This is a genomic window from Chryseobacterium piperi (genome assembly GCF_002285635.2).
In the GTDB taxonomy this organism is placed as follows: Bacteria; Bacteroidota; Bacteroidia; order Flavobacteriales; family Weeksellaceae; genus Chryseobacterium; species Chryseobacterium piperi.
Genome location: NZ_CP023049.2, coordinates 4,020,293 through 4,033,455 on the forward strand (window position 1 = coordinate 4,020,293; position 13,163 = coordinate 4,033,455).

At 35.8% G+C, this 13,163-nt stretch carries 11 protein-coding genes; 3 read left to right on the forward strand and 8 right to left on the reverse strand.

Annotated elements, in window-relative coordinates:
• Positions 1–111 precede the first annotated feature (111 nt).
• From htpG to CJF12_RS17625, 7 genes are all read right to left on the reverse strand, one after another.
• On the reverse strand, positions 112–2,004 hold the full coding sequence (gene htpG / locus CJF12_RS17595) for a molecular chaperone HtpG (RefSeq protein ID WP_034683684.1): 1,893 nt from the start codon (positions 2,002–2,004) through the stop codon (positions 112–114).
• Positions 2,005–2,291: 287 nt separating this feature from the next.
• Positions 2,292–3,299, reverse strand: a complete 1,008-nt coding sequence (gene recA / locus CJF12_RS17600; protein ID WP_034683688.1) for a recombinase RecA — start codon at positions 3,297–3,299, stop codon at positions 2,292–2,294.
• A gap of 565 nt (positions 3,300–3,864) precedes the next feature.
• Positions 3,865–4,719 (reverse strand): oxygenase MpaB family protein, encoded by an 855-nt coding sequence (locus CJF12_RS17605; RefSeq protein ID WP_228379085.1) that lies wholly within the window; start codon positions 4,717–4,719, stop codon positions 3,865–3,867.
• A gap of 90 nt (positions 4,720–4,809) precedes the next feature.
• Positions 4,810–5,589, reverse strand: coding sequence for a helix-turn-helix domain-containing protein (locus CJF12_RS17610; RefSeq protein WP_034683691.1), 780 nt, complete (start codon positions 5,587–5,589; stop codon positions 4,810–4,812).
• Between the two features lie 334 nt (positions 5,590–5,923).
• Positions 5,924–6,928, reverse strand: a complete 1,005-nt coding sequence (gene gap, locus CJF12_RS17615) for a type I glyceraldehyde-3-phosphate dehydrogenase (protein ID WP_034683695.1) — start codon at positions 6,926–6,928, stop codon at positions 5,924–5,926.
• 27 nt (positions 6,929–6,955) lie between these two features.
• Positions 6,956–7,942, reverse strand: coding sequence for a 6-phosphofructokinase (gene pfkA / locus CJF12_RS17620; RefSeq protein ID WP_034683698.1), 987 nt, complete (start codon positions 7,940–7,942; stop codon positions 6,956–6,958).
• Positions 7,943–8,163: 221 nt separating this feature from the next.
• On the reverse strand, positions 8,164–8,925 hold the full coding sequence (locus tag CJF12_RS17625) for a TIGR03915 family putative DNA repair protein (protein WP_051887251.1): 762 nt from the start codon (positions 8,923–8,925) through the stop codon (positions 8,164–8,166).
• A 201-nt stretch (positions 8,926–9,126) separates the two neighbouring features.
• Between CJF12_RS17625 and CJF12_RS17630 the strand changes: the two genes are divergently transcribed.
• Positions 9,127–10,251 carry a DmpA family aminopeptidase gene (locus tag CJF12_RS17630; protein WP_034683786.1) on the forward strand — a complete coding sequence of 375 codons (1,125 nt, stop codon included), beginning with the start codon at positions 9,127–9,129 and terminating at the stop codon, positions 10,249–10,251.
• Between the two features lie 4 nt (positions 10,252–10,255).
• Here CJF12_RS17630 and CJF12_RS17635 read toward each other — a convergent pair whose 3' ends face one another.
• Entirely contained in the window at positions 10,256–11,515 is a 1,260-nt protein-coding gene (locus CJF12_RS17635; protein ID WP_034683701.1) for a putative DNA modification/repair radical SAM protein, read from the reverse strand.
• A gap of 145 nt (positions 11,516–11,660) precedes the next feature.
• On the opposite strand from CJF12_RS17635, the gene CJF12_RS17640 reads away from it, so the two are divergent.
• Complete coding sequence (locus tag CJF12_RS17640) at positions 11,661–12,989, forward strand: hydroxymethylglutaryl-CoA reductase, degradative (protein ID WP_034683703.1); 1,329 nt, start codon at positions 11,661–11,663, stop codon at positions 12,987–12,989.
• Position 12,990: 1 nt separating this feature from the next.
• Positions 12,991–13,146, forward strand: a complete 156-nt coding sequence (locus tag CJF12_RS19985; protein WP_157759871.1) for a hypothetical protein — start codon at positions 12,991–12,993, stop codon at positions 13,144–13,146.
• Positions 13,147–13,163 lie beyond the last annotated feature (17 nt).

Genomic DNA, 13,163 nt, shown 5'->3' on the forward strand with positions numbered 1-13,163 from the left:
TCATTTAGAATATAATTTTAATAATAATGTTGGTAATGTTGATTCTGATCCTTATGGTAAGGAAAGGATAATGAAAAAGCGGTATAGATCATCTACACCGCTTTGATTATATTATTTTTCAAGCTGTTTGTAGCTTCTTTGAATAAAATCAGTAAGGTCTTTTCCTTTCAGTAGGTTCTGAGAAAGCTTAGCCAGATCCAAAGCATATTTGATAAGGCTTTCTTTTTCTTCTGTATTGTCTGTTTTTAAAATTTGGTTCGCAAATTCACTATTGGAGTTGACTACCAAATTATACATTTCAGGGAAGCTTCCCATTCCAAACATTCCGCCTCCGCCGGTAGCCTGCATATCTTTCATTCTACGCATGAACTCTGGCTGTGTGATTGTAAACGGAGCATCGTTGCTGTCCAGGTCTTCAAGCTGTACAGTAAATTTAGTATCATTAATGGTTTCCTCTACGTTCTTTTTTAATGATTCCTTTTCAGTGTCATTTAGCTTAGAAATGACAGGCTCATCCTTTTTAATCAGGTTGTTAACATGATCTGCATCTACTCTTACGAAAGAGATTTTCTCTTTAGAACCTTCCAGTTTTTGGATCACATGAGGAATAATAGGAGAATCTAAAAGAAGAACTTCATAGCCTTTCTCTTTTGCAGACTGGATATAGCTGTGCTGCTCGTCAGCATTAGATGCATAAAGAATGATCAGGTTACCGTCTTTATCTGTCTGTGTTGGCTTGATTTTGTCTGTCAACTCATTCCATAAGAAGTATTTTCCGTCAACAGTAGGGTATAAAGCAAACTTGTCTGATTTTTCATAGAACTTCTCTTCGGAAATCATTCCGTACTCAATGACAATTTTGATATCATTCCACTTTTTCTCAAAATCTTCACGATTCTCATTGATCAGTGAAGCCATTTTATCTGCTACTTTTTTGGTGATGTAAGAAGATATTTTCTTTACTGCACCATCTGCCTGTAAGTAAGAACGGGAAACATTCAGCGGGATGTCCGGAGAATCAATTACACCTCGAAGAAGCATAAGGAAATCAGGTACGATTCCTTTGACTTCATCCGTCACAAATACCTGATTTTGATAAAGCTGAATTTTATCTTTTTCGATATTCAGATTGTTACCCAGTTTAGGGAAGAATAAAATCCCCGTAAGATTAAATGGATAATCTACATTCAGGTGAATATTAAATAAAGGCTCTTCAAACTGCATAGGATACAGCTCATGATAGAACTTTATATAATCCTCACTGGTAAGATCGCTTGGTGCAATAGTCCATGCCGGATCCGGATTATTGATGATGTTATCTATTTCTTCCGTTTCTGCAACAGTACCTTCCGGTGCGTCTTCCGGCAATGGAAGAGTATGAGTTTTGGTTCCGAATTTAATCGGAACAGGCATAAATTTATTATACTTTAAAAGTAATTCTCTAATTTTTGATTCTTCCAGGAACTCTGTAGAATCTTCAGCAATATGAAGAATGATTTCAGTTCCTCTATCAGTTTTATCTGCTTCTTCCAGGGTAAACTGTGGACTTCCATCACATGTCCAGCGAACAGCAGTGGATCCTTCACGATAAGATTTGGTAAGGATTTCCACTTTTTCGGCAACCATAAATGCGGAATAAAATCCTAATCCGAAATGTCCGATAATCCCTGAATCTTTTGCCGAATCTTTATATTTTTCCAAGAACTCTTCAGCTCCGGAAAAAGCGACCTGGTTAATATATTTTTCAACCTCTTCTGCAGTCATCCCGATTCCTTGGTCAATGATGCGGATAGTTTTCTCATCTTTATTAACCTGTACTTCGATCTTAGGATTTCCGTACTCTACTTTTGCCTCACCAATACTTGTTAAGTGTTTTAATTTTAAAGTGGCATCAGTGGCATTTGAAATTAATTCTCTTAAAAATATTTCGTGATCACTGTAAAGAAACTTTTTGATAAGTGGAAAAATATTTTCCACAGAAACATTAATATTTCCTTTAGTCATAATAATTTAGTTTTGATTTGCTTAATTCTTCTCAAAAAAAATACCATGTAAAAGAAAGTGACAGATTGACAGGAAGAATTAATTAAAAGATTATTGGATAAACGTCATGAACACATTTTACATGAATACGTTTTACAAAAAATATCACTAGGAGCGGACTAAAGTCCGCTTATGTTTAATAAAGCGGGTCATTAATTTGGCTTTAGCCAAAATTTAGCCCACGGCATAAAATTAAAAACAAAAGACAGCCCAAAGGCTGTCTTTGCATATTGTAAAATTGAAAAAACTTATTTAGCTTTATTTTTCAATTCTTCTTTAATTTTGTTTTCCAATTCTTCGGAAAGCTCAGGATTGTCTTTTAAAACATCTTTTACCGCATCACGGCCTTGTCCAAGTTTTGTTTCTTCATAGCTGAACCAAGAACCGCTTTTCTTTACAATTCCTAATTCTACAGCCTGATCAAGAATTTCTCCTGTTTTAGAAACTCCTTCTCCGTACATAATGTCGAATTCAGCTTGCTTGAAAGGTGGAGCTACTTTGTTTTTAACAATTTTCACTTTTACACGGCTTCCTACTGCCTCATCTCCATTTTTGATCGGCGCACTTGCTTTTCTGATATCTACTCTTACAGAAGCATAGAATTTCAATGCATTACCTCCGGTCGTTGTTTCAGGATTTCCAAACATAACACCAATCTTCTCTCTCAGCTGGTTAATGAAAATTACTGTACATTTTGTTCTGGAAATAGTAGCTGTTAGCTTTCTTAATGCCTGAGACATTAATCTTGCGTGCAGACCCATTTTTGAATCTCCCATTTCGCCTTCAATTTCAGCTTTTGGAGTAAGAGCAGCAACAGAGTCGATCACAACGATATCGATAGCTCCTGAACGTATCAGGTTATCGGCAATTTCTAAAGCTTGTTCCCCGTTATCTGGTTGAGATATAATAAGGTTCTCTAAATCAATTCCTAATTTTGCAGCATATGTTCTGTCAAAAGCATGCTCAGCATCAATGAATGCAGCAATTCCACCTGCTTTTTGAGCCTCAGCAATCGCGTGAAGGGTTAATGTGGTTTTACCTGAAGATTCAGGTCCGTAGATTTCGATGATTCTTCCTCTTGGATATCCCCCAACTCCTAATGCAATGTCTAATCCTAAAGATCCGGAAGGAATAACTTCGATTGTATTGTCAACAGAGTTATCCCCTAATGTCATTACAGTTCCTTTTCCGTATGTTTTATCTAGTTTGTCAAGCACTAATGCAAGTGCTTTCTTCTTATCATCAATGTTACTCATCTCTATAAAATAATTTCTCAAAAATACATAATTTTAGGATCAAAAACTAATATTATTTCATTTGATAAACTGTTTTTAAAGTTAAAAAAATATAAAATTTAATAGCTGTATGATGCTCTGTATCATTCTGTAAACAGATGACAGCAGGGAATGGTGCTGTCACTCATAGTAAATGAAAAATAAAATAAGTTTTATGAATAACTCATTGTTTTGAATAGACTATTTAATGAAAATTAGAGCCCTGAGTTATTTTCAAATAGTCCTCCAATACTTTTAAATGTTTTTTATTGCCGGATGCAATTCTTGCTTTTCGGCTTAGCATTGTATTGTATATTTTATTAATGAATCTTTTGGTTTTTGGAAATCCGTTTTTATTAGAAACATCCGGAATGTTCAGGCGCTTACAAACATCATCATCCAGTAGAAACCAGGTGCAGCAGATGTGCAGGTACCTTAGGTTTTTTCGTTGGAACTCAAATTTTAATATAGGATTCTCCAATGATTCATTCAATAAAGAGTGGGCAAGGAGTATAGAGTCTTTATCAGATGGTGGCTGAACAGAAGTTCATAGATAGAAGTATTCCGTAGCCTGCTTTTTATTATCAGGCAAAAGATTCTCAGGAATTCCGAGTAAGTATCCCACATATTTCCATAGGTGGAAGATACCTAGCTCTTCTTCATTAGAAATGGTATTCCCTAGTTTTTGGAGGCTATGTAAGAAAACCAAGCTAAATCCAATATAGGTGGCCATCATGTCCCATGAATTAATAGGTTCTCCCCAATTTTCAGTATCCCAGTTTTTGTAGTGCTTTTTTATGGAAAGCCTGGCGTAGGAATGGATCAATCTGGTTTTTATGGCAAACTCATAACCTTTACCATGGATTTCTAATGCATTATATCTTGTAACATTTACCCAGAAGTCCAGAGTTTCCGAGAGACGTTTTACCGCACCTTTTTTTAATGCTTCAGTAACGATAAGAGGTTTGTTAAGATAGGCAAAGTCATATCCACCCATTAGGCAGTAATCCCTCAATGAAATTAAAGAATCCAACCCACAGCGCATGCAAAGTTCAGCTCCGCTTTTCAGTAATTGATCATTGAGCCACTCCGGCTTTCTTTGAGTTTGAATGAAAAGTTTCTTTACGCTTTCAGGAACATTATCTGTCTCTGAAATTCCGTTTCGGATATATTGTTCGATTTCTTTTGATGCTTCATGGAATTTTTTTGTAAAATAAATGTCTTTTACAACCTCATCACCTGTTTGATCTATATCATAATAATAAGAGGAGAACTTTTCAAAATCATTTAAGCTTACCTTGGCACCGGAAATTTCAATAAGCTGTTTTCCATTGCCTTTTTCCCAAAAGTCTTTAAAATGAACGGAGTCTTTGAAACGGGGATGTAAAACAGTACTTTCCATAATAAATAAAAATACAAGTTTTACGCCGAAACTTAGTATTGGGGGTTGTTGTGAATATTTTTAATCTAATTTTTTATTTTAATGAATAATTTAAAACACGCCCCATTCGAAAGCTTTCTTTAAAAGTTCTTTACCATTTCTTGAGTTGGTTTTTGTTAAAATATTTTTTCGATGAGTGCGAACGGTATGCTGAGATAAAATGAGAATTTCAGATATTTCTGTACCTGAATAGCCTTTGGCAATTAAGGATAAAACTTCAACTTCCCTTTTAGTCAGGCTTCCCATAGGGTGTTGGGTTGATGGAGACGTGTCTTCGATTTTAATTTGATGAAAATCATTTCTAGGACCCATGCCTGAAATTAAAACGGTGTATGGATTTTGCCTGGTAATATGATTGATGTTGGTATGTATGTTGACCGACTGAATCAGTTTTCCTTCATCGTCTTCAAGAGTTGGGATGGCTTGATGATGGAAAAGTTCATAGTTGCCTTTTGCTGTTTTCATCCTGAAGCAATAGCTTGATTTTAAATAGAGTTGATGCTCTATACCAATCTCCAACATCTTTTTAATAGCAGCTTGTTCGGCCTTTATAACAAATTCAATATCATTAGGATGGGTGAGGTCGATAATATCTTTCAAATCTTTAGGATACTCTTTTAAACCATGCATTTTCAACATATTTTCATGATGATGAAAAACAGTGCTGTTGGTGAGATTTAAGGCATAATAGTAAAATTCTCCAATAGCAAACATTTCTCCGATAATACGTTCTATAGAAGGTTTGTTTAAGGCTTTTTTATTTTCCTTTCTGGTACTTGGATAAGTATTCCAGGCCTCTAATAGAGGATGTTTTTTCTCATAATTTCCCATAAATTTCGTTTGTCTTAAAAATAGTTAAAAAAATTCTAAAAAATACCACAAAAGGGGGATTTTTTTACGTTGAAAAAAAAGCAAAATTTGTTATCAACTAATAACCGTGAAAACTCAATTTTTAAAACAGCTCTTTTTTATGATTGAGATTTTCTTGTATTCTGTTCTTGATAGTTAAGATATTCAACAGATCTATGGCTTGTACGGGATGATAAGATTGGAAAATAATAGTTTATCCTTTTCTTTATTAGTTGTTTAGAAATAATAAGCTAAAAAAGCCCCGCTCAAATTTTTTGAGCGGGGTTTATATATGTATTGCTATTGGTTCTTTGTATTATAAAGAAGCAGCGTGTACTAACATATCAACTAACTTGTTAGAATAACCAATTTCATTGTCATACCAAGAAACAAGTTTTACGAAGTTAGGAGAAAGCATGATACCAGCATGTTTGTCAAAAATAGAAGCTCTCTTGTCTCCTACGAAATCCTGAGAAACTACAGCATCTTCAGTATACCCTAAAATTCCTTTTAATTCTCCTTCAGAAGCGGCTTTAATTGTTGCGCATATCTCATCGTAAGAAGTCGCTTTTTCTAATCTTACAGTAAGGTCAACTACGGAAACATCTACAGTTGGTACTCTGAAAGACATACCTGTTAATTTTCCATTCAATGAAGGGATTACTTTTCCTACTGCTTTAGCAGCACCTGTAGAAGAAGGGATGATATTGTTTAATGCAGCTCTACCACCTCTCCAGTCTTTCACTGAAGGTCCGTCTACTGTTTTCTGAGTAGCTGTAGTTGCGTGAACGGTTGTCATTAAACCTTCAACGATTCCGAAGTTATCGTGGATAACTTTAGCTAAAGGAGCTAAACAGTTTGTAGTACAAGAAGCGTTAGATAAAATTTTAATATCATCTGTAAGTTCTTTCTGGTTTACCCCCATTACAAACATAGGAGTATCATCTTTAGGAGGAGCAGAAAGGATTACTTTTTTTGCACCTGCATTGATGTGAGCCTGAGCAGCTTCTTTAGTTAAGAAAAGACCTGTAGATTCTACAATGTAGTCAGCACCTACTTCATTCCACTTTAAGTTGTTAGGGTCTTTCTCTGCAGTTACTCTTATTTTTTTTCCATTTACCACAAGGTGGTTACCTTCTACAGATACTTCACCTGGAAAAATTCCGTGTACAGAATCATATTTTAACATGTAAGCCATGTACTCTGCATCGATAAGGTCATTGATTCCTACTACTTCAATGTTTTCTCTTTCAGTCATTGCTCTGAAAACAAGACGTCCAATTCTACCAAACCCGTTGATACCTACTTTAATTGTTGACATAATATTTTGATTTTTACAATTATAAAATTAGATTGCTAATATTTCTGAAATCAGTAAAAGATCTTTATTGATTTCGTTATGTTTTTTGATGGCTTCTTCAATTGGGGTGTATACCATATCGTTAGATCTCATCCCAGCCATTACATTTGTTTTTCCTTCCATAAGTCCTATAACAGCGCCATAGCCAAGTCTGCTTGCTAATACTCTGTCTGCACAGCTTGGAGATCCCCCTCTCTGGATGTGTCCGAGAATAGCAACACGAATGTCATAATCCGGAAATTCTTTTTGGGTTTGCTCTGCGAGCTGATAGATGTTGGCCAGTTTTTCTCCTTCGGCAACGACCACAATACTTGAAGCTTTTCCTGTTTTCTCTGCATTTCTGAAAGTTGTAAAAAGTTCATCCATGCTATCTTTTTTCTCTGGAATTAAAATATCCAAAGCACCTGTCGCTAATCCGCTGTTTAATGCAATGAAACCTGCATCACGACCCATTACTTCCACAAAGAAAACCCTGTTGTGGGAAGTTGCTGTATCACGGATTTTATCAATAGCTTCCATGGCTGTATTCAAAGCAGTATCGTAACCGATAGTATTGTCTGTACCGAAAATATCATTGTCAATAGTTCCGGGTACTCCAATTACCTTAATACCAAATTCTTCATTGAAGATCTTAGCTCCTGTAAAAGTTCCATCTCCACCAATGCAAACTAGCGCGTCAACGCCGTGTTTAACACAATTTTCATAGGCTTTTTGGCGCCCTTCTTTAGTTCTGAATTCAGCAGATCTTGCGGATTTAAGAATAGTTCCGCCCTGATTAATTATATTTTTTACGGATCGGGGTCCCATTTTCAGGAAATCATTATTGATAAGTCCATTGTAGCCTTCTCTTACTCCGTAACATTCGATATTATAATAGTTAGCGGTTCTTACCACCGCTCTTAATGCTGCGTTCATCCCTGGAGAGTCTCCTCCTGAAGTAAGAACGGCAATTTTTTTTACAGCACTTTCTTTCATCTAGTAAAAAATTTCGAACACAAATTTACAAAAACAAGTTCAGATTATGGCAGTAAGTTGATAATAGTTTTGAATATAAATTGTTAAATACTTCTAAAATTTGAAAGGTTAAAAAGGATCTTGCCGTTTGAGTTTTCGATGTTTTTTATATCTCTCTTAAAGGTGTAATGAAATATTTTTATCAAAAGGGTGTAACGTAGATAGGTGTATTAAAAGTAAAATCAGTTTTTCTCAGTCAGATACTTCCAGTATCGTTTTGGGACATGCTGGATGTGAAGTTTTAGATTCTTTCTTTCTACGATATTGGTTTTGGTAAAATATCTTTGCCAAAGTTTCTGATATTGATTTTCTTCTTCGTGAAATTTTTGTTGATACTGGGATAAATTTATTTTTTCTTCAGGATAAAAGAACTCACAATGTTCAAGATCATAAAAGAGCCCATAATTTCTTCTCAGATCATAAATCATCCATTTCTGATCCTGGTATCGGTCTTTGAAGTGTTTACGAATTAAAGGAAGAACATTGAAGTCAGGATCTATTTTAGCAAAAAAAACGCCATCCTGCATTTTTTCAAACCGTACAAAGGCAGTCATTCGATGTCTTTCTCTATCTACTGACTTGTTAATTTTAGAAATTTTCAAAATATCCGGATCTGCATAATTTTGAAGAATATTATCGGAAGGATGTTGAATAGATTGTTTTATAGCTGATAAGATCAATCGTTCGGCTTCAGGATCTTCTGATAAAAAAACTTTTAATAACTGATGAATTCCAGCTTTATGAATACTGGTCTCCAACTTATTTAATACTCTTTCTGCCTTATTGTTTTGTGTAATGACTTCATGAATTTCTGCAAAGATATTCTCCTGGTGAAAATGATCTCTGCCTATAATTTCTACATCCTGGTAACGGTATTCAAAAACTTCGAAAATAGCTGTTAAGAGTCCGTCGAAACTTCCGTCGTAAAGCAATAAGGTTATCATTATGCTAAATTAGTTAAAATAAGAATGTAAGATTAAAAGATTGAAAAATAAACCTTATGAATACATTTTTAAAAAAAAACATCACTAGGAGCGGACCTTAGCCCGCTTACCTTTAAAACGGATCATTAACCAAAACTTACAATTATTAATTGGATGATTTATTATCTTTGGGAAAATCTGAAAAAATTAAAAAACACAAATATGTTTAAAAAACTATCCATTTCGATTCTTGCTTTTGCATGCATAAGCGTTTATAGTCAGAAAAGAGTTCGAGAATTAGGAATAAGTCCGGGTGTTTTACAGCCAGGAAAGCAGAACAGTATTACAGATGTCGCAGGGGTTTTGGTCGGTCATAAAACATTGATTAAAGGAGATGGTGTAAGGACAGGGGTTACGGCTATATTGCCTCATAACGGAAATGTTTTCCAGCAAAAAGTACCGGCAGCTATCTTTGTAGGAAATGGTTTTGGGAAATTGGCTGGTAGTACTCAGGTTATGGAGCTGGGTAATCTTGAAACACCTATTGTATTTACAAATACTTTAAATGTAAGTACGGGAATTAGCGCCCTGGTTAACTATACACTTCAGCAGAAGGGAAATGAGAAAGTACAGTCAGTCAATGCCGTGGTAGGAGAAACGAATGATGGATGGCTTAATGATATCCGCGGGCGTCATATTCAGGAACAAGATGTTCTTGACGCTATAAAGCAAGCGGGGTCCTCAGTAATGGAGGGAAACGTTGGTGCGGGTACGGGAACCGTATGTTTTGGTTATAAAGGAGGAATTGGTACTTCATCACGTAAGCTGCCACAAAGTCTTGGAGGATATACTGTTGGAGTCTTGGTGCAGACGAATTACGGTGGGGTTTTACAGGTGGATGGTGTTCCCGTAGGAAAAGAGCTTAAGAAATTTGCTTTTAGCAATCAGTTATTAAATAATGTTGATGGCTCGTGTATGATTATTATTGCGACTGACGCACCTTTGGATAGTCGTAATCTTGAAAGGTTAGCTGCAAGAACTATGATTGGATTAGGAAGAACAGGAGGAATAGCTTCACATGGTAGTGGGGAATATGCAATTGCTTTTTCAACAGATTTAGGAACCAGAGTACAGCATCAGCCTGAAAATCCGGTTGCAAATGTACCCAATCTGCATAATGACTATACTTCACAGCTGTTTATGGCTGCTATAGAAGCTACAGAAGAAGCGGTATTAAACTCTCTTACTATGGCCACAACTATGAAAGGGTATCAGGAACATCAGATTGAAGCGTTGTCTTTAGATAAATTGCAGGAATTATTAAGAAAATATAATCGTATACGGTAACGATTTAAAACAATGTCAATTGCTGGGAAAATTGGTGATGAAACTTTGATGAGCTTCCTCCAATAAGTAACTTTCTGAAGTTTTGATCGGTAAGGTATTTCAGGTATATATTTCCTGCATTGAAATCGATGAAGTATTTCGCTCTGTTTACTGCGGCTCCCAGTCTTTTAAGATGATCAAGGTTAAGCATTTGAAAACGCCTTGCATGAATAATTTTTTTTGCAGTCTTAACTCCTATTCCCGGAATTCTGAGAATCATCTGGTAATCCGCAGTTTGGAGATTGACAGGGAATTGATGCAAATGCCTTAAGGCCCAACTTAATTTTGGGTCTACTTCCAGATCTAAGAAAGGAATATTAGGATCGAGGATTTCCTCTGCTTTAAAACCGTAAAATCTCATTAGCCAGTCAGACTGATACAATCTGTTTTCTCTCAGCATTGGAACTTCAGTGGTTAAGGATGGCAGACGTTTGTCTTCCAGAACAGGCACATAACCGGAATAGTATACTCTTTTAAGATTGTAATTTTTATAAAAATAATCGGCAACTTTTATGATTTGAAGATCATTTTCATTGGTGGCTCCTACGATCATCTGTGTTGATTGTCCGGCGGGAGCAAACTTAGGAACTTTTCTGAAAATTTTCTTTTCATCTTTATATTGTGCTATTCCGTTTTGAATGTACCGCATCGGATTGAGCATATCTTCCCGGTTCTTTTCAGGGGCGAGCAATTTCAATCCGCTTTCGGTAGGAATTTCAAGATTTATGGATAATCTGTCAGCATATAATGCCGCTTCCTGCATAAGTTCATCACTGGCACCGGGAATTGATTTTAAATGAATATAACCATTGAAATTCTCTTCTAAACGTAATTTTTTAGCTACTCTGACGAGACGTTCCATGGTGGTATCCGCATTTTTGAATATGCCTGAGCTTAGAAATAACCCTTCAATATAATTTCTGCGGTAAAAATTAATGGTAAGATCTACTACTTCTTCTACAGTAAAAGCAGCTCTTTTGATATCATTTGAACTTCTGGAAACACAATAAGCACAGTCATAAATACAGTGATTGGTTAAAAGAACTTTCAGAAGAGAGACACATCGTCCATCTTCTGTATAGGTATGGCAAATTCCGCTTACGGAACTGTCTCCTAAAGCACCTTTTTTATTCTTGCGCGTCCCTCCGCTGGATGAACAGGAAACGTCATATTTCGCTGCATCAGCCAGGATTTCAAGTTTTTCTTTCAGGCGATCGAAGTTCATGTATTTCTAAGAAAAAATTATTTAAATGTATAATTTTCAGTTCAAAAGTAATTCCAAAATTGAGAAATGTCAGTCTTTTTTAAAGAAAGTTATCAACAAAATAACGTGGCAAAACATTATATTTACGGTTCATTAAAGTTATACTATGAATCATCAACCGATTGAAGGTTTTTCCAAATTGACTAAACAGGGGAAAATCGACTGGCTTGTAAGCGAATATCTTGACGGAAACCAGGAATATCAAAATATATTAAAACAATATTGGAATGCAGATGCTGATCTTCAGAAACTTCATGAAGAATTTTCTGAAAATACAATTTCCAATTTCTATATGCCTTATGGGATTGCCCCTAACTTTTTAATTGATGGAAAGCTGGTGGCCCTTCCAATGGCTGTTGAAGAAAGCTCTGTTGTAGCAGCAGCTTCTAAAGCCGCGAAATTTTGGATTGATAAAGGAGGTTTTAAGACCACCATTATCAACACTGAGAAATTAGGACACACCCATTTTATATTTAATGTGGAGTCTCATAAATTGCTTCATTTCTTTAACTTCAAATTAAAGAAAAAGCTTTTGGAATCTACAGAGGATATTACTGCAAATATGAGAAAGCGTGGCGGGGGAATCCTGGATATCAAGCTGGTTGATAAAACAGCTGAAATGCCTCATTATTTTCAGTTGAAAGCGAGTTTTGATACGGTAGATTCTATGGGAGCTAACTTTATCAATTCTTGTCTTGAGAAATTTGGACAAACCCTTAGAGAAGAGGTGGCAAAAGAGGATGAATTTACTCAGGAAGAAAAAGATTCATTACAGGTCGTAATGAACATTCTTTCTAATTTTACGCCTGATTGTATTGTAAGAGCTGAGGTGTCTTGTAAAATTGATGACTTAAAAGACGATAGCGGAATCTCAAATGAAGAATTTGCCAGAAAATTTAAGCAGGCAGTGACTATTGCCGAGATTGAGCCGTTCCGTGCTACTACGCATAATAAAGGAGTGATGAATGGAGTAGATGCAGTAGTCATTGCGACCGGAAATGATTTCAGGGCTACGGAAGCTTGTGCGCATGCCTATGCTGCCAGAGACGGACAGTACAGATCGCTTACCCACTGTACTATAGATAACGGTATTTTTAGGTTCTGGATTGATCTTCCTATTTCAGTAGGAGTAGTAGGTGGTTTAACGAATCTTCACCCGTTGGTGAAATTCTCATTAGCATTACTTGGAAAACCATCAGCTCAGGAATTGATGAGTATTCTTGCGGTGTCAGGATTGGCTCAGAATTTTGGCGCGTTACGTTCTTTAGTAACTACCGGAATTCAGAAAGGACATATGAAAATGCACTTGCTGAATATCCTGAATCAGATGGGAGCTACGGAAGAAGAGAAGCAGCACTTTGTGACATACTTTAAAGATAAAACGGTGACTCATCATGAAGTGATCAATGAGTTTAACAGATTAAGAGGTCAATAATATGTTTGGAATTATTGTATCTGCTTTGATGTTGCTTTTCGGAGTTTTTCTGAAGGTTACTAAAGATCCGGGATTTGTGAGAAACAAGAAGTTCGCCTGGGTATTTATTGCTATAGGAGCTGTATCACTGGTCTTTAAAATTTTAAATTATAAATAAAACAGATTGGTGTAAAA